The 20,886-nt window shown below is 45.8% G+C and carries 16 protein-coding genes; 10 read left to right on the top strand and 6 right to left on the bottom strand.

Going from position 1 to position 20,886, the window contains the following annotated elements; all coding sequences use genetic code 11:
- Nucleotides 1-46: 46 nt before the first annotated feature.
- Nucleotides 47-535 carry an Lcl C-terminal domain-containing protein gene (locus LEP1GSC052_RS04195; protein ID WP_020986213.1) on the bottom strand — a complete coding sequence of 163 codons (489 nt, stop codon included), beginning with the start codon at nucleotides 533-535 and terminating at the stop codon, nucleotides 47-49.
- 20 nt (nucleotides 536-555) lie between these two features.
- On the bottom strand, nucleotides 556-2,541 hold the full coding sequence (locus tag LEP1GSC052_RS20680) for an Lcl domain-containing protein (protein ID WP_010574570.1): 1,986 nt from the start codon (nucleotides 2,539-2,541) through the stop codon (nucleotides 556-558).
- A 652-nt stretch (nucleotides 2,542-3,193) separates the two neighbouring features.
- On the opposite strand from LEP1GSC052_RS20680, the gene LEP1GSC052_RS04185 reads away from it, so the two are divergent.
- Entirely contained in the window at nucleotides 3,194-4,360 is a 1,167-nt protein-coding gene (locus LEP1GSC052_RS04185; RefSeq protein ID WP_010574569.1) for a helix-turn-helix domain-containing protein, read from the top strand.
- A gap of 15 nt (nucleotides 4,361-4,375) precedes the next feature.
- Here the strand turns inward: LEP1GSC052_RS04185 and clpB are convergent, their stop codons facing one another.
- Nucleotides 4,376-6,955 (bottom strand): ATP-dependent chaperone ClpB, encoded by a 2,580-nt coding sequence (gene clpB / locus LEP1GSC052_RS04180; protein WP_020986685.1) that lies wholly within the window; start codon nucleotides 6,953-6,955, stop codon nucleotides 4,376-4,378.
- A 290-nt stretch (nucleotides 6,956-7,245) separates the two neighbouring features.
- Here clpB and LEP1GSC052_RS04175 point away from each other — a divergent pair, with 290 nt between their 5' ends.
- The 4 genes from LEP1GSC052_RS04175 to LEP1GSC052_RS04165 are packed head-to-tail and all read left to right on the top strand — an operon-like array spanning nucleotide 7,246 to nucleotide 11,836.
- Nucleotides 7,246-8,838, top strand: coding sequence for a sodium:neurotransmitter symporter family protein (locus LEP1GSC052_RS04175; protein WP_010574568.1), 1,593 nt, complete (start codon nucleotides 7,246-7,248; stop codon nucleotides 8,836-8,838).
- On the top strand, nucleotides 8,835-8,960 hold the full coding sequence (locus LEP1GSC052_RS21720; protein WP_020986473.1) for a hypothetical protein: 126 nt from the start codon (nucleotides 8,835-8,837) through the stop codon (nucleotides 8,958-8,960). The genes LEP1GSC052_RS04175 and LEP1GSC052_RS21720 overlap by 4 nt, the downstream gene beginning before the upstream one ends.
- Nucleotides 8,957-10,933, top strand: coding sequence for an ATP-dependent DNA helicase (locus LEP1GSC052_RS04170; protein WP_010574567.1), 1,977 nt, complete (start codon nucleotides 8,957-8,959; stop codon nucleotides 10,931-10,933). The genes LEP1GSC052_RS21720 and LEP1GSC052_RS04170 overlap by 4 nt, the downstream gene beginning before the upstream one ends.
- A gap of 36 nt (nucleotides 10,934-10,969) precedes the next feature.
- The gene (locus LEP1GSC052_RS04165) at nucleotides 10,970-11,836 is read left to right on the top strand and encodes a hypothetical protein (protein WP_010574566.1); all 867 of its coding nucleotides are present in this window, start codon (nucleotides 10,970-10,972) and stop codon (nucleotides 11,834-11,836) included.
- Nucleotides 11,837-12,075: 239 nt separating this feature from the next.
- Here LEP1GSC052_RS04165 and LEP1GSC052_RS04160 read toward each other — a convergent pair whose 3' ends face one another.
- From LEP1GSC052_RS04160 to asnS, 3 genes are all read right to left on the bottom strand, one after another.
- Nucleotides 12,076-12,948: a DUF1176 domain-containing protein gene (locus LEP1GSC052_RS04160; RefSeq protein ID WP_010574565.1), complete on the bottom strand. Its 873-nt coding sequence runs from the start codon at nucleotides 12,946-12,948 to the stop codon at nucleotides 12,076-12,078.
- Nucleotides 12,949-13,022: 74 nt separating this feature from the next.
- A complete protein-coding gene (locus tag LEP1GSC052_RS04155) occupies nucleotides 13,023-13,814 on the bottom strand; it encodes a tetratricopeptide repeat protein (RefSeq protein WP_010574564.1) in 792 nt (263 codons plus the stop codon).
- 294 nt (nucleotides 13,815-14,108) lie between these two features.
- The gene (asnS, locus tag LEP1GSC052_RS04150) at nucleotides 14,109-15,416 is read right to left on the bottom strand and encodes an asparagine--tRNA ligase (RefSeq protein WP_010574563.1); all 1,308 of its coding nucleotides are present in this window, start codon (nucleotides 15,414-15,416) and stop codon (nucleotides 14,109-14,111) included.
- An 81-nt stretch (nucleotides 15,417-15,497) separates the two neighbouring features.
- Here asnS and folD point away from each other — a divergent pair, with 81 nt between their 5' ends.
- The 5 genes from folD to LEP1GSC052_RS04125 all read left to right on the top strand — a co-directional run bounded on the left by folD (nucleotide 15,498) and on the right by LEP1GSC052_RS04125 (nucleotide 20,791).
- Nucleotides 15,498-16,352, top strand: a complete 855-nt coding sequence (gene folD / locus LEP1GSC052_RS04145) for a bifunctional methylenetetrahydrofolate dehydrogenase/methenyltetrahydrofolate cyclohydrolase FolD (protein ID WP_010574562.1) — start codon at nucleotides 15,498-15,500, stop codon at nucleotides 16,350-16,352.
- 15 nt (nucleotides 16,353-16,367) lie between these two features.
- Nucleotides 16,368-17,333, top strand: a complete 966-nt coding sequence (locus tag LEP1GSC052_RS04140; protein WP_010574561.1) for an acetylxylan esterase — start codon at nucleotides 16,368-16,370, stop codon at nucleotides 17,331-17,333.
- Nucleotides 17,330-18,745: a cysteine--tRNA ligase gene (gene cysS / locus LEP1GSC052_RS04135; RefSeq protein WP_020986671.1), complete on the top strand. Its 1,416-nt coding sequence runs from the start codon at nucleotides 17,330-17,332 to the stop codon at nucleotides 18,743-18,745. Before LEP1GSC052_RS04140 ends, cysS begins: the two co-directional genes overlap by 4 nt.
- Nucleotides 18,730-19,491 carry a 23S rRNA (guanosine(2251)-2'-O)-methyltransferase RlmB gene (rlmB, locus tag LEP1GSC052_RS04130; protein WP_084492193.1) on the top strand — a complete coding sequence of 254 codons (762 nt, stop codon included), beginning with the start codon at nucleotides 18,730-18,732 and terminating at the stop codon, nucleotides 19,489-19,491. The genes cysS and rlmB overlap by 16 nt, the downstream gene beginning before the upstream one ends.
- Before the next feature lie 154 nt (nucleotides 19,492-19,645).
- Nucleotides 19,646-20,791 (top strand): esterase/lipase family protein, encoded by a 1,146-nt coding sequence (locus LEP1GSC052_RS04125; protein ID WP_040913277.1) that lies wholly within the window; start codon nucleotides 19,646-19,648, stop codon nucleotides 20,789-20,791.
- Nucleotides 20,792-20,886 lie beyond the last annotated feature (95 nt).

The raw sequence follows: 20,886 nt of genomic DNA, 5'->3' as shown, positions 1-20,886 counted from the left end.
AAAAAGAAAGGGAAGCACTGCTTCCCTTTTTTGTGTACGATCGATTCTATTTAACGCATCTCACTCGAACGGACATCGTAACCTTATCGCCCGTGTCGTAGGTTCCCCCGGTAAACTGAACATAATAAGCCTGATTCTTATAAGTGCTCGACGGATGGGTCGTGGAAGTCCAGTAGTTCGCACCGGCATTCGGAAAAAACGTCGGATTGATATAGGGAGAAACGGCTCGGTTGTAATCGATCAAAGAAATCAATTCCTTAAACGAAGGAAGCCTCCATCCGCCCGTCCCCGCCAAATTTAAAGTATTACAATATGCTAATGCACTGGTCCAATCCATATTCACGGCGGTTCCCACCGTGCAGTCCGAGTAAGAATCTCCCGCGCTCCCCTGCCCGTTCGCGCACTTTTGCCAGACAAGTCCGCTTTTTTGATCGAGAATGGTTCCGTTTCCGGAATCCGTAAACGGTCCCGTATATGCGTAAGCCGATCCTGTTAAAAAGCCGATATAAACGAAGAATAAAATTTTAGATTTCATGATTCTCTCCTGATACGAATTTAAGGATTTCCGCTGACACAAATCGTAAGATACGGAAAACCGTCGTTGGCGCTGTTTTTGGAATGTGTAAAGGCCCTGGCTCCGAAATTCCGAATCACATACGCGTTCAGATTGCTCGAACGAATCGTTGTCGAACTCCAAAATCTTTGGTTGAGCGCGCTACTCGGAAATCCGGGAAAACTCGCAGGAGCGACGATCGTATAACCGGAGGTTCCGGAAGGAAACGTAATCAAAGTATGGATGTCGTCCATACTTGCCAGTCTCCAATTTTTAAGTCCGGCGTATCCTTGCCCGGAGTTTTTTTCGTTTAGATTCGCACAACTGGATAAGGCGTCCGGCCAAGTCATCTCCGTGGGGGTTCCCGAACAACTTCCGCTTGCCCAGGTCATTCCTTGCACGCAGGTTTTCCAGGTAAGTCCGCTTGTGGAATCCACTGTCACCGTGTCGCTCGCGTAACCTCCCAAGGTGGTCGGTGTTCCGATCACCTGCGCCGTCGGAGTCGCTGTGAAAGCTCCGTCCTGTCCCGTTCCCGTACACGAAATTCCAGAGCCGACGGAATCAAAACAACCGGGTTGGTTCGTGTCGATGATCGCCTTCAAAGAAACCGCTCCGCCGGTAGTATAAGAAAGATTAAAATTTCCGAAACCGTCGCCTGTAATCGAATTCCCCGCCACGTCCTTTAAGCCCGCTACCGGAAACTTGACTTGGATCGAAGTATATTCGGGAAGAATCATATCCAGATCGAACTTAAGAACGTTAGCCGAAACCCATGTGGCCGTCGCGCTTGCGGGCAACGTGATCTCGACAGTGGTCAAGCTCCCGCCGGAACCGTATGTGATCCAAACATGAGGACTTAAATTGGTATTCGGTTGCATGTTTTCGCTGAAGGTAAGAATCAACTCTCGGTTGAAAACGTCGATGTCCACGGCGGAGCCCGAAGGAGAAGTCGAAACCAAGGAGGGAATCACGGTATCGATCGTAACGTTAAATCCGAAGGAACCCGACTGATTGGAAGAATCCAAAAGACAAAGTTTCAAAGAATTTGCTCCTTCGGAAAAACTTCCCGTCGGAATCGTAAGATCCTGCGTTCCCGCGGCGCCGAGCGTCCCGGAGACGATGGTAACTCCGGGAGTGATGCTCGAACAACTGGTGGTGTTCGGAACCACGAAGTAATTTCCGGCCGTATCCGATGTCCAATTCACCGAAGTCGCCGAGCCCGAGCCGTTTGTGGTTCCATTCGTTATCGAATTCAAAGAAACCGTAGGTGCTGAACTAGGAGGTATGGTGATCGTATAAGTCGCGGAAACCGGAGAGGAAATATTCCCCGCCCGATCGGACGCGATCACTTGAACGGTCGTGGTTCCGTTTCCAACGCTCAAAGTCGTTGGAAAGATATTTCCCAAGACGATCTGCAAAGGATCAAAGTCGCTTAACAAAGAAAGCCCCGGCGTCTGGCCGTCGATGGTATAAATCAGATCCATACAACCCGAGACCGCATCGACGCAGGTCATGGAAATATCTTGTTGAACCGTAAAACTTCCGGAGGAAACCGAAAAACTAAGCGTGGGCGCCGTCGAATCGTAAATAAAAGAAGCCGACTTTTGGCTTACAACCTGCCCGTCCTTGAATAAGGCAAAATTGAGAGTATTTCCCCCTACGTTGACCGGATATGTATTCGGGATCGCAACGTTTAAATCCAAATTCGCAATTCCGGAGGTAAGAATGGAATCGTACAACAACGCCTGAACCGTACAACCTGGATCGTTCAGACAAATTCGCAAAGAAGTCCCCGAAGGAATGTTTGAAAAAGAAAGAAGAACGTTGAACCCGAAGTTTCCGGACGTGACCTTGGACGCGTAAAAACTGCCGTTGTAGAGACTTTTTCCCCCGGAAACGGAAAGCGCACTTTGGGCCGGATTCGAATTTCCCAAGCCGAAAATATCGGACGGACTTTGGATCGAGCTAGGGAAGAATAAAAACTTCATCTTAACCCCGTCTCCAAAGCTGTCGTTTAAGCAGGAAATGCAAAACAGAAGTGAGAAGCTTACGGTCAAAAAAGATTTTGATACTAAATTAATTGCAGAATGCTTCACGTTCAGATCCATCGTTTTTCTCCGTTTGGATCTTATAATATATCAAATTCTAAGCTGAGTCTTCCTGATCTATAAAAAGACCAGAAAGACTCCAAAAAGTACGCAAACGGATATTTTTAAAGTTTGGCAAATATACATAGAATTAATCCGACATTACAAAATTAAGTCAGAATAAATTTTATATTCCCAATACAATAAAAATTGAATAGAGTGTTCGTTCTATTCTTCGCATATTTTAAAGCATGTCGCATTAAAATTTTTATCAACTTTTTACAATCAAAGAAACGCTAACTTTGGACCCCAAACAAATTATAATTGTGTAAATAATTTATAGAGAGCTGTTATCGTTTTATACAAAGTTTGTTGTCAAATGAGACCCAGGCCAAAGAACAGAACTCATAGGAAAAATAATTTCTGTAAATTTGTTTTTGACCGCTTTTCATCACGAAAGGGAGAACTGATTTCGGAACAGCAAAAAAAGAATATGCGATATTTTGAATATTTAAAATTCAAAGTTTAAAAACAAGGTACATTAGGAAAAAATATGAGATTCGCAATAGAACCCATCGTTCACCATCTACAACTTATAGGAATTTATCTGGGATTTTCTCTGGGAGTTCTTAGGCTATTTCGTTTTAAAAAGAATCGTCTGAATGTCGTCTACGGAATCAACTTCATCTGTATCAGTTTCTTCTTATATCTCGGTTCGGACGCGGATTTTTACCGCGCTCAGGCCGGATCTTCGACCACATACAACCAATCTTTGGTGTTTTTCGGCTTAATCATCTACGCTTGTGCGATCACAAGATCCCTGATGAGACGCGCGATCGGATTGGAAGTGAAAAAGCACGATTTAGGAATCAATCTTCTTCTTTCCATCGCGGCTATGGTCGTTCTCAGATCCGTTCTTCAGGAGGAAATCCCCTTAAACATCGCCGGAAACGCGATCAGTCTTTTGATCACGACCTTTACGTTCGTTGAAATCACGAACTCGATCCAGACGAGAGGACTTCCTTCGATTTACTTTAACCTGAGCATTATGGCCGCGTTTATGTGTCTCGCGCTTTTGCTGGATCTCATCGGAATTTTTAGAAACGACATTCAATTCCGCGTTCTTTCCAACATGACCGCGAGCGTTTTGATCGTGTATTTCCATCTTCTCGAAATTTATTTTCCGATCATCACGGATAAAAAAACGATCACTTCCCTTTCGGTCGCTCATAGACTTTATAAAAGAAAGGAAACCGTGATTCAGATTCAGGCAAAGACCGCGCGCAAACGGAGCGAACTTCCTGAGAATCGGGTAACGTTGAAAGAAGGAGAATTGATTCGTATCGAAGAAAAACTCGCGTTGTTCTTGGAAGAGAAACGTTTCCTAGACGAGGAACTCAGACTTCCGGATCTTTCCGCGTATCTCGGAATTTCGGTTCATCAGGCTTCCTTATATCTCAATCAATATAAGAATTTAAGTTTTGCGGATTTTATAAACCAACATAGAATCGAAGAGGCCAAAAGATTGATCGTATTGGACGTGAACAAGAACTTGATCGATATAGGTTTGGAATGCGGGTTCAATTCCTATTCTCCGTTTCACCGCGCCTGCATCCGGTTTACGGGTTATTCTCCCAAGGATCTCAAAAATTTGATTCTTAAAAAAGAAGACCCGAAGGTGGTTCATCTTTCGGACATAGCCGAAAAAAGAACCACCTGATCGGGTTTTGGAAACTTACCTGACTACGACCTTTTCGTGTTCGTAGTTTACGGTAACTTTTTGTCCCTCTTTGAATTTTCCGTTTAGGATGTAACGGCTGAGGGCGTTGCCGACTTCCTTTTGAATCAAACGTTTCAAAGGGCGCGCTCCGTATTCCGCGTCGAATCCGACTCTGGACACGTAATCCTTGAGTTCTTGCGTAAATTCGACGTTGAGACCGTTTTCCTTAGCCTTTTGTTTCAACACTTCCAACTGAATGTCGGCGATCTTATGAATCACGGAATCCGTAATCGAATGAAACAAGATCACTTCGTCGATTCGGTTTAGAAACTCCGGTTTGAAATGTTTTTTCAAACGTTGTTCCACCATTCTTTCCTTTTCCTCGGCGCTGTAATCCGTAGATCCCAAAACGTCCGAACCGATATTGGAAGTGAGAATGATCACCGTGTTCTTAAAGTCCACGTTACGCCCCTTTCCATCGGTCAATCTTCCCTCGTCCAAAATCTGAAGAAAGATATTGAATACGTCCGGGTTCGCCTTTTCGATTTCGTCGAAGAGAATCAAAGAATACGGTCTTCTTCGTACCGCTTCCGTGAGTTGTCCCCCTTCATCGTAACCAACATAACCAGGAGGAGCTCCGATCAATCTTGCTACGGAATGAGCCTCCATGTATTCACTCATGTCGATTCGATGCATCGCGTTCACGTCGTCGAAAAGAAATTCTGCAAGAGCCTTTGCCGTTTCGGTTTTTCCCACGCCGGTCGGTCCGAGAAACAAAAACGTTCCGATCGGTCGATTGGGATCGGAGATACCCGCGCGGGATCTTTGCACCGCTTCGGAAACAAGTCTCAACGCGTGATCCTGACCGATGACCTTCGTCTTCAAAGCGTCCTCCATCAAAAGAAGTTTCGCGCGTTCTCCTTGGAGCATTTTGGAAACCGGAATTCCGGTCCAACGCGACACGATGTTCGCGATGTCCTCTTCGGAAACTTCTTCCTTCAAAAGCCGGGAAGCGCCTTCCTGTTTTTTCAACTGCTCGTTTGCGGCTTCCAATTCCTTTTGAAGATCGACCAACTTTCCGTAACGGATTTCGGCGACTCGGTTGATTTCTCCCCTTCGTTCCGCTTCCGCTTCGAGAGTTTTATACTTTTCGATTTCTTCCTTGATCTGTTTCAAACGGGAGATTTTGGATTTTTCCAAATCCCATCTCGCTTTTAAGGTTTGAAAGGTTTCTTCCTGTTCGGCGAGATCCTTTTCGAGGGTTTTTAATCTTTCCTTCGACGCGGGATCCTGTTCCTTTTTCAAAGCCTCTCTTTCGATCTTTAAGGATTGAATCCGTTTGCTCGCGCGATCGAGTTCTTCCGGCATGGAATCGATTTCGATCCTCATTTTGGACGAAGCTTCGTCGATCAGATCCACGGCCTTATCGGGTAGAAAACGATCGGCTATATAACGATTAGATAATGTAGCCGCGGCGATCAAAGCCGAATCCAGAATTCGAATTCCGTGGTGGAGTTCGTATCTTCCTTTGAGTCCTCTGAGAATCGTTACGGTTTCTTCCACCGAAGGTTCTTTTACATACACGGGTTGGAATCTTCTTTCGAGAGCCGCGTCCTTTTCGATATACTTTTGATATTCTTTGAGAGTCGTCGCTCCGATACAACGAAGTTCGCCGCGAGCGAGCATAGGCTTCAGCATATTAGAAGCGTCTAATGCACCCTCCGTCGCTCCCGCACCCACAAGAGTATGAATCTCGTCGATAAACAGAATCACTTCCCCGTCCGAAGCCTTCACCTCGTCGAGAAGAGCTTTGAGTCTGTCCTCGAATTCTCCTCTGTATTTGGCTCCGGCGATCATGGATCCGAGATCCAAAGTGTATAACGTTTTGTTTTTGATTCCTTCGGGAACCTCGCCTTGAACGATCTTGTTTGCGAGTCCTTCCACGATCGCGGTTTTACCCACGCCGGGTTCTCCGATCAGGACCGGATTGTTTTTGGTCCTTCTGGAAAGAACCTGGATCGTCCTTCGGATTTCCTCGTCTCTTCCGATGACCGGATCCAGTTTTCCCTGTTTGGCCAACTCGTTTAGATTTTTTGCATATTTGGCAAGCGCGTCCGTTTTTCCTTCCGGTGAATCGTCCATAATCGTTTTTCCCTTTCTATTTTCCAGAGTCGTTTTGAGTAATTTAGAATATTCTAATCCTAGTTTTCGAAATTCTTCCTTAAGCGGTCCGATTCCGTGTTTCGTCAATCCGAGTAGAATATGGTCGGTGGACAAATATTCGTCCTTGAGTTCCTTTCGGATTTCGTCGGAAGATTTTAAAAGCGCTACGGCGGATCTTGAAAATCCCACGTCGGCGGAAACGTTTCCTCCGACTCTGGGAAGTTTTTGAAGCGCGTCTTCCGTTCTTCCTAAGAAAGATTTCGGATTCAGGTTCAATTTTGAAATGAGCAGCGGCGCGAGCCCGTCTTCTTGGGAAAGAATTTCTCGGACAATATGTTCCTCGCTGATTTCCGGATTCCCGGTTTGTTCCGCCAAACTCTGCGCGTTATGCAGAGCTTCATTCAATTTTGCGGTGAGTTTGTCTAGTTTCATTGTCTGATTCTCCAGTGTCGGGAGATCCCTTTCTTGATTTAGAATTTAGACCGTGTTTTCGTTCAAAATTCCTAAATTTTCTGCCATATTGACATTTATCAATTTTCTTAAGCGAACGACCGATCTGAGAACTTCTGTGAAAATGTAGGAACTCATACAAGTTTCTTCCGAACCCTCAGAACACGGAAAAGTGTGGGAACTCATACATTTTATGTCCCCTTTTTTATCATTTGACCCGCTTTTCTTTTGACAGTTGGAGGTTTGGCGTACGTTTTGCAAGAACCAACATCATGAGTAAGGAACCCCCCAAAGAAAGCTGGAAATCCAGAACCGGACTGATTCTAACCGTCGCGAGCGGAGCCATCGGTCTCGGAAACTTTATCCGATTCCCCGGACAAGCGGTCGCAAACGGAGGCGGAGCCTTTATGGTCCCCTACATCATCAGCTTCATCCTCGTCGGAATTCCGGTTTGTATCACCGAATGGATCATGGGGAGAATGGGCGGTCGAACCGGTCACAGCGCCCCCTTCTTGTTCAAAAGTTTTTTATCCGGTTTCCCCTTAAGAATCGTTGGTGCGATCGGAGTTACGGTTCCCATTCTCATTTACGTATATTACGTTTTTATTGAGGCTTGGTGTCTCGCTTATTCTTTCGAATTCTTAACCGGACAAATCCGTTTGAACGCGGACGGAAACGTTCCACAAAGTCAAATCATCCAAGCGGCCGGAAACTATTACATGGATTTGACCGGCGCGCGACAAAACGGGGACGCCATTTCGGGTAAGATTTTTTACGCGACTCTGACTTGTTTCGTACTGAACTTCGCACTCGTTTATCGTGGAATTTCAAAAGGAATCGAAACCTTCGCGAAGATCGCGGTTCCCTTGATGCTCGCGTCGTCGGCGGTGATTTTGATTCGAGTTCTTACGTTAGACAACATCGAGATCGGTTTGGGAAGAATGTGGAACCCGGATTGGTCCGCGCTTTTAAAATCGGAAGTTTGGATCGCGGCTGCAGGTCAGATCTTTTTTACTTTGTCCGCTGGATTCGGAATCGCTCTCGTATTTTCCAGTTATCTCAAACGCGACAACGACGTGGTTCTTTCCTCTCTTTCCGCGGCTTCTTTGAACGAATTCGTAGAAGTTGCGATCGGAGGAATGGTTACGATTCCGGTCGCATTCTTATTCTTAGGCGCTTCGATCAACGACTTCGGAATGTTCGGCATGGGATTTATCGCGCTTCCTTCCGTGTTTTCCATGATGCCCGGCGGAGAATTGTTCGGCGCGATTTGGTTCTTCGTCCTTTTTCTCGCGGCGATCACTTCCTCGGTTACGATGTTACAACCGGGAATTATCTTCTTGGAAGAATCCTTCGGAATGAGAAGACAAACCTCCAGTTTGATTCTGTTTTTATTCACGGCGAGTCTTTGTTTTCCGATTCTTTACTTCAATCAAAACTTTCAAGCGCTTGAACTCGCCGATTTTTGGATCGGAACGATTCTCATTTTTATTCTTGCAAGCATTCAAATTTTCTTATTCGGTTGGAAGGTCGGCGCGAAAAAAGGTCTCGAAGACGGAAACGAAGGTTCTCATTTGGAACTTCCGAAATTCTTTTGGTTCGTGATCCAATACGTGACGCCTACGTTTTTGATCGTGGTATTCATCGCGTTTTTGATCCAAAATCTTCCCGGTCATTTCGAAAGAATGAGCGTGGATTCCATGGTCGCACAGGCCATCGCCAAAGGAACTTCGGTGGAAGCCGCAAGAATGGGCGCTCTCATTTCCAGATCCGTTTTTTTCGGAATTCTGATCGTTTTCAGTTTTATCGTGCTTCTCGTTCACTACGCTTTGAAGTATAAAGAAAAGAGAGGACTCGCGGAATGATGTTCTTAGCTCAGGAAGGTTTGAATTGGCAGGGAACCTCGATCATGGTCCTTTCCCTCTTTTTGGTGACGGGACTTTCGATTTTTTGTATATTCAAACTCTTTAAAACTCGCAACCATTGAACCGTTCGACAAAATACTTCGATAAACTTTCTACGATCTGGGACGATTTCGAACCCAGAAAGGGACAGATTCAACTTTCCCAAAAGATAGAAGAATCTCTTTTTAACGGAACGCATCTGATCGCGGAAGCCGGAACGGGGGTCGGTAAATCCCTCGCCTATTTGATTCCTGCGGCGCTTTCTTCGATGGAAAGAGAAGAACCCGTGGTCATCTCGACGGAAACGAAATCTCTTCAACAACAGCTTCTTTTAAAGGATATTCCCATGGTTTCCAAAATTTTGGGAACCGATCTGAGGGCCGAAGTCGCGATGGGCGCGTCGAACTACGTTTGCAAACGCAAGCTGAACCACGTTATGCGCGACGGAACCTTCGGTCCGGAAATGATTCCTCATATCGATTCCTTCAATCGTTGGATCCGAACCACCGAGTCGGGAAGAAAACAGGAATATACGGGAACCGCTTCTTATGATTTTTGGAATAAGATCACGCGCGAAGCGGACAACTGTTTGGGAAGGAATTGCCCGAACTTTTCCCATTCTTATTATTTTTTAGAACGGGAAAAATGGAAACGTTGCAATATCCTAATCGTCAATCACCATCTTTTGGCGGCGCATATCGCGAGCGATTTCAACATTCTTCCCGAATTCAGCCGAGTGATTCTGGACGAGGCGCATAACTTTCCGGACATCATCGGTTCTTCCTTTCGTCAGGAAATCCGTTCTCAGGAAATTCAAAAACTTCTACAACAAATCTGGCTTCCGAATAAGAACACGGGCGTAGCGGTTTCGATCGGTTCGAGCGAATTGAAAGACTTGGTTACGAAAGCGGGAGATTCTTTGACTTCTTTTTTCAACGCTCTTTCGGGCGAAGTTCCTTTGAACTTTTACAGCCCGCAAAGAATCAAAAGACCTTTGAAGTTGGATAAGGGAGCGTTCGCTTCCGTTCTTGCAGGGATCACGGAAATTCTCCAGAAACATCTTTCCAAAATATCCAAGGACAGCGACGACATCACCGAAAAAGAATCGGCTCTCGTCTTAGAGATGTTAAGCGGAAGAATGGAGGAAATCGCGGTCGGTTTGGAAACGTTTCGTCAAGTGGACGATCCGAGTCTCGTTTATTGGATCGAACCTCCGGATCAGAACTCGAAAGAAATATATTATAAAATTTGCATGGAACCGATGAGCCCGGACGAGATCATTCGGGATCTGTTCGCTTCGAGAATGCAATCGGTGATTTTTACGTCCGCGACCTTGTCCACATCCGGAAACGATTTTAAATATTTCAAAAAGAAGATCGGAGATTTGCCGACTTCCAATCTTACCGTTCCTTCTCCGTTTCCGTATCAAAAAAACGCTCTTTTGTATGTTCCGAGAGAAATCCGAGATCCGGTCGCCGATCCGGACGGTTATCACGCGGATCTCGCGAAACAGATTCTCTGGCTGATCGAGATGACTCAGGGAAACACATTCGTACTTTTTACTTCTTTTAAGTCTTTGAAACTCGTATACGAAGCGATTCGTCCTCATACGGATCTTCCTTTGTTTTCCCAATCCGATCTCGGACCCGACGGCGCGAAACAAATGTATTTGGAAACACCCAACAGCGTTCTTTTCGGCGTGTCCACGTTTTGGCAAGGAATCGACATTCGAGGAGATAAACTCAGATCGGTAATCATCGCAAAACTTCCGTTTCAAGTTCCGAACGATCCGGTTCTGGAAACCAAAAGCGAAAAGCTGAAAGAATCCGGAGGAAACCCGTTTGCGGAACTGCAACTTCCGTATGCGTGTACGGTTTTGAAACAGGGATTCGGTCGTTTGATCCGATCGGGAACGGATACGGGAGTCGTTTCGATTTTGGACCCGCGAATGTTTACAAAAACCTATGGAAAGGACCTTTTGAAGTCGCTTCCCCCCGCCAAACTGATCCAGAATCGGGAAGATTTAAGAAGAGAATTCGACAATCTGCCGAAATAAATAGAAGACGCATTTCTATCAATCGAGTAGCTCAAGATGTATTGGAAAACCCGACTTCTTTTATTCATTCTTCTTTTTTGGATTCCGTTCGAGACATCCTTTTCCTTTGAAAGCAGGGACTTTACCGATACGGTGGTCAATTGGAAGAAGGGGGAAATTCAGAAGATTCTTACATTCAAACTTCCTAAACTGACGTATTCGGTGGAAGATCCGGATTGGGGCGGGGAGAATACCGCGAGAAATCTTACCGAGGCGAGAAAAAAAGCCTCGTCCAACGCGGAAGAGGAACTCAAAAAATTTCTTTTTAGAAAAATCGACACTTTGAAACTCGATTCGGAATTTACGCTTCGGGAAAAGATCAAAGAGGATTCCATGTTTCGGGAAATCTTCAATCAGATCTACGAAATCGAACCGATCTTTACGACGGTCAACTTTGTCGAGAACCAAGCGGTCGCCAAAGGACTCGTTCAGTTCAAAGGGAAACGAGGAATTCTAAATTACGTTTTTCTTTCGTATGATACGGAAGCGTTTCCGGAATATCCCGCTCCGACCTTGGCCGCGGAGTTCACTTCTTTGATCGTAGACGCGAGACATCTAAAGTTGGAAACGGCTTTGTTCCCGGAAATTCTTTCCGAGGAAGGAAACAGTCTTTATTCTCCTTATTTCGTTTCGAAGGAGAACGCAGTGAAAAACGGTTACGTGAGTTATATGAAAACTCCCGAGGAAGCGTTTCGGTCTCCGATCGCGGGAATCAAACCCTACTTCGTAACCGCGTTAGGCGTCACCGGACATTATCCGGTCAACCCCGTAATCGCCGCGGAAGACGCAAGAAAACTGCTCGCTTCCCCGAAAACCAAGGCGGCCTTGAAAAATTGCAGGGTCATTATCTTAAAGAACAAGTGAGAATTTGTCGGAGATCCGATTCAAAAATTTGCAAGTGATTTTTAGGGATTTGTAGGAGTTCCTACAATGCTACAATCTGAGAATTCTTCTTGCAGATAGTATGATTTTCTGATATAGAAAATAGGCCGAAATTTTCCCACGAAGCCCACCTCCACCACCCAATTTCGGGCGGGGGCCGACGTTTTACGAAAAAGCCGTCGGAACTCCGACATGGATCGTGATCGCTCAGTTTGTTCCCCTCAAAGATGGTTTGCAAATCTCGTGATTTTTTCGCCGATCTCGATTTTTAAAAATTTCCAAAAATCAAACGGAATCTCATATCTTGTCCAATCGACCGGAACGTCCTCCGCCGAATGTGCGTCTGTTTCATCGCAATCGAGTTTTGCGCGCATTTCTTGTAAAACAACTTCCTCCGATTCGGAAAGAGAATACCGAAAATATTCTCCACAATCCCCCATCCCTCTGTATTTGATAAACGCAACGAACTCCTTTGTTTCCGGTTTGTAAAAACGAATCAAACGATCGCTTTCAAAACTTCTTTTGGAAATCGTTCCGCCTTCTTTCTCAAAACGAAACGCTCTAAATCTAAGAATTTTCGTTTTTGCAGGAAGTCTATTTTCATCATAAATAAAATATACGTTGTAACGATTGTATGCGGCCGACGTGCACGACAATTCTCCCAAAAACTTTCTTTCCGAAAGAGGAAAAAAACGAATCGGAGAATCCTTTAGAAAATCCGCATAGAGATAATAATCAATCGTTCCGTCTTTTCCCGATCTTGCGGAATCAAAATCGCATTCTTTCGGAAGTCGATCCTTTAAGGACTCCAAGGCTTCCGCACAAACATCCGCTGAACTTGGAAAATTCTCCTTCGGAGAACGCGCATAAAAATCGCAATCCTTCGGCCATTCTATGGAAGTTCTTTTCGGGTTGGGGTTGATTGAAGAAGTTTGGGAGAACTGAAATTCTCGGATGAATGGAGAAGAAGCGAAATTATTTTCGGATGCTTGTTCGAGGTTTTCTTTGAAGAACCAAAAAAGAACGATTGAAATTCCGAAAACGATCAAAAGCAAAAAAAAGAACCGAGTTCGTATAAAACCAATTCGTTTCATAAAACTCGGTCCCTTCGGTGCGATTCAAAAAAGAAAAACGATTCGAATCGATCGTCTTGGTTTGAATCCGCTCTTTAACCGTGCGCGGCGACCAGTTCGCTAAAGACCTCTTCCGCTTTTTTGAAATTTTCGGAAAAGAGATACGCAAAACCCAAATCGATCAATTCTTTCATCGAAAGAGATTTTCGTTTCGCTTCCATTTTGGGAATACTCGCGATCTTATCGGAGAATTGTTTTTTCTTTTCATCGAAAGTCGGAAGTTCTTCGTAACCGGGAATTTTTTCGAGAACCGATTTCGCTTCGTCGAATTTTCCGGTATGAACCAAGGCAAGCCCCAATGCGCCCATAACGTCTCTTTCTTCGGAAAGACGTTTTGCATTCTCCGCAAAAACCTGAAGGGCTTCCTTGTAATTTCTGAGATGATAGTTGGAAAAGAATTCCGCCTTGCAGAAATAATCGTTGGAAAAACGAGCCTTATAGATCGAGATCAGATCCAAAACGACCTTAAAATCCACCGCGTCTTCGCTGACTAAAATCGCCGTTCTCAAAATGGAATACGCGACCGGAACCGAATTGGTTTTAAAATAACCGTGAAACTTCTTTGCGGCTTCTCTGAACTTTCCCGCTTCTTTCAAAAGATACGCTTCCAAAAGCGGGGTCAATACGGAAGAACCCTTTAAGAAATAATTGATCCCATGATCCGAACCGGATTCAAACCCAGCAATTCCGCTCAAATGATTTAAAAAAACGTGATTCGGATTTTCTTTCGCGATCGAAATCACTTCTTCGTAAGAACCCGTTTCGAATAATTCCCAAGCGGATTCTTCAATCGAAGACGGATTGGATACTGCTAAATTCTGACCCATAGGATACCTCTATTTTTCTTATCGGATGTGCGGGGAGAATTCAGCTTAAAAAAAAGTGAATCGCGTTAACTCAAGCGTCGCTCCCTGAACTCAGCGTCTCGGCTCCCTACGGGTCGCTCGACAGATCGCGTTAACTCAAGCGTCGCCCCCTGAACTCAGCGTCTCGGCTCCCTACGGGTCGCTCGACAGATCGCGTTAACTCAAGCGTCGCTCCCTGAACTCAGCGTCTCGGCTCCTTACGGGTCGCTCGACAGATCGCGTTAACTCAGCGAAACGCTCTCTACGGATCGCGTTTCAGGGATAAAGTCGTTCCATCATCCTCGGAAACGGAATACATTCTCGGACGTGCTGAAGTCCGCAGATCCAAGCGATCATTCTTTCCGAACCGAGCCCGAAACCGGAATGAGGAACCGATCCGTATTTTCTCAGATCCAAATACCAATCGTAGGATTCCACGGGAAGTTTTTCCTCTTCGAGACGGTGAACGATATTCTCATAATTCTCCTCTCTTTCCGAACCTCCGATGATCTCGCCCACTCCGTCCGGCGCGATCAAATCCGCGTTCAAAACGGTTTTCGGATCTTCCGGGTTGACCTTCATATAAAACGCTTTGGCTTCTCTCGGATATTTTTGGATAAAAACAGGGCCGCCGAATTCGGTCGTGAGCATCTGCTCTCTTTCGGAATTGATGTCGTCTCCCCATACGATGTCTTCTCCTTTGGACTGGAGAATCTCAAGTGCCTTCGTGTAATCGATCACCGGAAAATCTTTTTCAAGATAAGCCAGAAGCGGCGCGGGATCTCTTTCCAAAACCTTTAAGTCTTGCAAAGAATTTTGAACCGTTTCTCGGATGATCGTTTTTACGAAATCTTCCTGCAACTTCAAGTTATCCGCGTGGCTTGCAAACGCTACCTCCGCTTCCACCATCCAGAACTCGGTAAGATGTCTTCTGGTTTTACTCTTCTCCGCGCGAAAAGTCGGTCCGTAACAAAAGACCTTGTTGTGCGCAAAGATCGCGGTTTCCAAATAGAGTTGTCCGGTTTGTGCGAGATACGCGTTTCCAAGATCGAAGTATTCGGTGGAGAATAAGGTTCCCGCGCTTTCCCCGACCGAACCGGTCAAAATCGGCGTATCGATCAAAAGAAAATCCCGCTCGTGAAAGTATTTGCGGATCGCAAAGGAAAGATTGTCCCTCACTCTGAGGATCGCGAGTTGTTTCGATGACCGAAGCCAGAGATGTCTTTGCGAAATCAGAAAGTCGATCCCGTGTTCCTTGGGCGTGATCGGATAATTTTCGGATTCTCCGACAACTCGAATTGAATCCATCACGAGCTCGAATCCGAGCGGAGACTTTTCGTTTCGAACCAGTTTGCCCGCAACTTCTACGGATGTTTCCTGACGGAGATGTTTTACGGTTTGAAAAACTTCTTCCCCGAGAATTTCTTTTTCTGCGAGAACCTGTAAAATTCTTCCGCTGTTTCTGAGAGAAAGAAACTGTCTTGCGTTGCTTCCCCGGATTCCGTGAACCCAACCTTGGATAAGGATTTTTTGATCCACGTGTTTTTCTAAATCATGATTGCTTACGATCGGAGTTTCGGACATGGACTCATTTTACCCTTTCGGTTTCACCGGAAAGGATATTTTTTACCTGACAGAGAAGATAGGCCCTAAATCCTGAGAAGTATGAATCCGGTTCTTTTAGATGGAAAAAAACTCTCCGAAAAAATCAGGGACGGAATCCGAACCTCGATCGAAGAAAGAAAAGCGAAGAATCTCAGAATTCCAAAACTCGCTACGATCCTAGTCGGAAACAACCCCGCATCCGAAACCTACGTCGCCATGAAGGTCAAAGCCTGTCATAGCGTGGGAATGGGTTCGGAGATGATTCGCCTCGGAGAAGAAACCACAACGGAAGAATTGTTGGCAGTCATCGACAAGTTGAACGCGGATCCGAATGTCGACGGAATTTTACTACAACATCCTTCTCCGCCGCAAATCGACGAACGAGCGGCCTTTGATCGGATCGCGCTTCACAAGGACGTGGACGGAGTTACTACACTTTCCTTCGGAAAACTTTCCATGGGTGTGGAAACCTATCTTCCTTGTACTCCGTACGGAATGGTTCTTTTACTCAAAGAATACGGAATCGACGTTGCGGGTAAGAATGCGGTCGTGGTGGGTCGTTCTCCCATTCTCGGGAAACCGATGGCGATGCTTCTGACCGAAATGAACGCGACCGTTACTCTCTGTCATTCTAAAACCGGGAACCTCCCCGAGGTCGTCCGTAAGGCCGATATCATCGTGGGTGCGGTCGGAAAACCCGAATTCATCAAAGCCGATTGGATTTCCAAGGGCGCGATTCTTTTGGACGCCGGTTACAATCCGGGCAACGTAGGAGATATAGAAATTTCCAAAGCAAAGGATGTTTCGTCGTATTACACTCCGGTTCCGGGCGGGGTCGGTCCTATGACGATCGCCGTACTTCTCTTACAGACGCTCTATTCGGCAAAAGAACACTTTACACCACCGGTAAAGTGAAAACGATGTTTCAAGATGGCGATCAGTTTTGACGAATGTTTTCAAACCTATCCGGAGCTTCACAGCCCAAGCGACCTCGACGAATTTTGGTCCGAGGCGATTCGGGATTTAAAAAACTTTCCGATTAAAAAACAATCCAAGGCTCTTCTCAAAGGATCGATTATCAAGGAAACCATCTACGATATTTCCTTTCAATCCTGGCAAAACGCAACCCTCACGGGGACACTCGTCATTCCCCGAAAAAGAGGAGATCTTCCCGTGGTCGTTTACTTTCACGACTACGGAAAGGACAGACCCGCAATCATCAAAGGACTTACGGAAACCGGAGTCGCTCAACTCATCCTCGATCTGAGAGGTCACGGTTCTCAACTGGTTCGCCCCCAGCTCAAAGAAGGAGAAGTCGCCGATCCCGATTGGACCCCCGGTTACTTTTCCAAAGGCTTGGACGGAAAGGATTCTTTCTACATGAAAGGGCTGTATCTCGACGTGATCCGAGCGGTGGAATTTTTAAGACTGACCGACGGAATCGACGGGGATAAGATCATCCTCGCCGGAAAATCCATGGGAGCTTCTCTTGCGGCCTTCGGCGCGGCGTATACGAACCGGATCAAAGGATTGATCCTTGAAACTCCGAACTTCTGTCATATCGACGACAACCAGCTCAAACTCGAAAAAAGCTGGATGAAGGAAGTGAACGCGCAGTTGAACAGTTCCAAAACGAAAAAGACCGCGATGAAAAAGAGTTTAGCATATTATGATAGTATAAACTTCTCGAAGAAGATCAAGATCCCCACCCTCGTTTCGGTGGGAATGGACGACAATATCTCCCACCCGAAATCCGTATTCGCTTTTTTTAATCATCTCAACAACGACAAAAGAATGCAGGTATATCCAACCGAAGGAAACGAAGCGGGCCTCAAGGGCGAAAAACAGAACGGAGCCAATCTCGAATTTGTGAGGGAAATATTCTTTCCCGAATGATGGAAGTTCACTTTCACAATTCCCTTTCGGGTAAAAAGGAAAAATTCTCCCCTGCCGATCCCAAACGGGTGACCGTTTATTCCTGCGGCCCTACGGTTTACAACTTCGCTCATATCGGAAATCTCCGCGCCTTTCTTTTTGTGGATATTCTCCGCAGATCCCTGAAACTTCTAGGATACGGCGTCGATATGACGATGAACATCACGGACATAGACGACAAGATCATCCGCGATTCGATCGCGTCCCAAAAAAGCATTCAAGAATTCACCGCGCCTTGGACGGAAGCCTTCTTCGAAGATTTAAAAACGGTTTCTGCGGAAACTTTGGAACACTATCCCAAGGCGACCGAATCGATTCCGGAGATGATCGAAATCATTCAAAAACTAAAGAGCAAGGGGCTCGTCTACGAAAAAGACGAAAGTCTTTACTTCTCCATCCAGAAGTTCAACGGCTACGGAAAACTCAGTAAGATAGACGTTTCGGGTATGAAAACCGGAACCCGTTACGACACCGACGAATACGAAAAAGAGGACGTGCGCGATTTCGTTCTTTGGAAAAGTCCCAAGGTGGAAGGAGAAGCCTCCTGGGAAACCGAACTCGGAACCGGAAGACCGGGTTGGCATTTGGAATGTTCCGCGATGATCCGCAAGGTTTATAAAAGCGGCGTGGACATTCATACCGGCGGCGTGGATCTTTTGTTTCCCCATCACGAAAACGAAGTCGCTCAATCCGAAGGCGCGTTTCCCGAGGAAACCTTTGTCGGAACCTGGCTCCACAGCGAACACCTGTTAGTCGACGGACAAAAGATGTCCAAGAGCAAGGGGAATTTTTACACGTTACGAGATCTGATCGCACGCGGTTTGGATCCGAAGTCGATCCGTTTTCTTTTGATCTCTTCCCACTATCGCTCCAAGTTGAATTTTTCGACGGATCGAATCGCGGAAGCTTCTTCGAATATTCGAAAAATCCAAAATTGTTTGGATCGTCTTCTGGATCTCGAACCGGACGCAAAAGCGGATTCTTCCTTCGTTTTTTCAACGGAATCGGTTTTACATTGGAAAAAGGATTTTGAAGAATCCTTGGCGGACGACCTAAACGTTTCCAAAGCCCTGGCGGTCGTTTTCGAATCGATCAAACAAATCAATTCCGTAATGGACGCGGACAAGGCCGATTCCAAACAAAGAATGGAATACATTCAAATTCTTGCATATTATGACCGTATTTTCGGAGTTCTCGATTTTTCTTCCGAAAAAGATCTGATCGATTCCGAAATCGATTCTTTGATCGAAGAAAGACAAACCGCGAGAAAGAATAAGGACTTCGCGCGTTCCGACGCGATCCGCGATCAACTTTTGGCCCAAGGAATTTTGATCGAGGACACGAAAGACGGAATCCGCTGGAGGAGAAAATAGCCAGACCGGAATACATTTTCGGTAAGAGAACTCTGATCGAGCTTACCGAGGCGCATCAAGGAAAGGAACATTCTTTTCCTTTCACCGAGTTGTTTGTTAAGGAGAATCCCGGAACGGACATCGTCGAAAAGATATTAAACCGACTTCCTTCTTTTATCAAAGTGCATAAGGTTTCGGGCGCAAAACTCGATTCTCTCGTTCCGGGAAGAAACCACCAAGGCGTCGTCGCGCTCAAAGCGCCTTCCCGACAACAAACCGCTGATAAAAAAAATTTAGAGGAATACCTCGCCGAAAAACCCGGACCCTTTTTGATCCTGGATCGGATTCAAGATCCGGGCAACCTGGGGAACATCCTGAGAACCGCGGAATGTTTCGGCGTAAAGAATATCATTCTTCCCGAAAGAGAATCGGCCGGAATCACTCCGGTTGTGGAAAAGGTTTCTTCGGGTGCGCTTTCGTTTTTAAAAATTTTCACCGTAAAAAATCTCGCGAACACTCTCGAACTCTTAAAAGAAAACGGTTACTGGATCGTTTCGACGAGCGATCGAGGCGAAGAGGATTGGTCCAAGCTCCCCGATCTCCAAGAACTCGCGATTCTGATGGGAAACGAAGGAGAAGGTGTGAAACGAATCCTGATGGAAAAATCGGATTTTGTTTTAAGAATTCCGATGCACGGAAATCTTTCTTCGTTGAACGTAACGGTCGCGACGGGCGTCGTTTTGGATCGGATCGTAAATCGAAAATAACCGTTCCCGGTTTTTAACTCTTCAATCACATTCAATTTTCTGAAAGCGGTTCTCGGTTTCAGCTTTGTTACGATCGTTTTACGACGTTTATATCCCGATTAAATTCAGGATTTATCTCTTGCTTTTTCTTCGTTTTCGTTTTCAATTGAATTCGATGAAATCATACAAAAATTCTTTCCGTCTTCTCTCGTTTGTTTTCGTTTTGGCTTTCACGTCCTCCTGCGCGGATCTTTCGATCCATAAGATCAAAGAAAAGCTGAATCTCGCAAAGAAAAAAAGTATGGCCGAGGAGATTCTCGATACGTTAACCGTCGCTTTCTGGGGAGAATTCAATCACGAGCTCTATAAGTTCGTTCCGGTTCCGATCATTCTTACCAAAAGTCAAATCAACGCGGATCAATTCGCGGTCGCGACGCCCGAACTCAAGGACAGTCGGACGAAGATCGTTTTGATTCACGGCTGGGACTTTAAGGAAAAAAACCTGAACCCTCCGACGGACAAGTTCACAAAGGTCACGAATCTGAGAGGAACCTGGGACGACGCTTTGGAAATTTATTCTCAGAACCTTTCGGGCGTTCAGACTTCTTACGAACTCTATGCGTTCACGTATAGAACCTCCGATTTCGTGGACAACAACGGAAGAAGACTGATCGACAAACTCAATACCGTTTTTTCACCGAGCGACAAGGTGATTCTTCTCGCGCATTCCATGGGCGGATTGGTGAGCAGAGCGGCCTTATACCATTCTCACAACACGAACGACGTAATCGACTTCGTAGTTACGTTAGGCACTCCTTATCTGGGTTCCCCGTTCGCGTCCTCCAGCTATCAGGGAAACTTCGGAACGTTAGGCGATCTGATCGCGTTTATGACCGGGACGGACGGAGGTAAGGATCTCGCTTACACAAACGCGTTAGGCACCTCGTATCAGGTTCCGATTCCGAGCGAATACATCAACGGCGCGATCAATCCTTATTTGGAAAGACTTCTTGCGGAATCGTCCAAGGACTCGAGAGTCACCGCGTTTTACGGGGAGATGACCGTTTGCACGAATCATCCCGGATCCGACGCGATTTATGTGATCGGTTGTAATTTTCTTTCCAGCGGAAGTCCGAGTTTTGCGAACAAAAGCGACGGGATCGTGAGTTCTACGAGCGGGAAGATGTCTTCCAAGTTATCGGGGGCGAAACAATTTGTGAAGGATTTGGATCACGCGCAACTTTCGTTTCGCAATCACGTGGATAACACCTCGAGAAATACGTATTTCAATCAGGTTTTGACCGTAATCAACGCGTTGTAGGAGTTCCTACAAAAAATAGTCGAGAGATTTTGCGGTTGATTCGATCGCATTTTCGTGATATGTGAGTTTTGTGCGATTTTCCCGCCGCCCACCGC

The sequence above is a fragment of the Leptospira kmetyi serovar Malaysia str. Bejo-Iso9 genome (assembly GCF_000243735.2).
GTDB lineage: Bacteria > Spirochaetota > Leptospiria > Leptospirales > Leptospiraceae > Leptospira > Leptospira kmetyi.
Note: the sequence above shows the minus strand (reverse complement) of the source record. Positions and strands in the feature narration are given on the sequence as shown.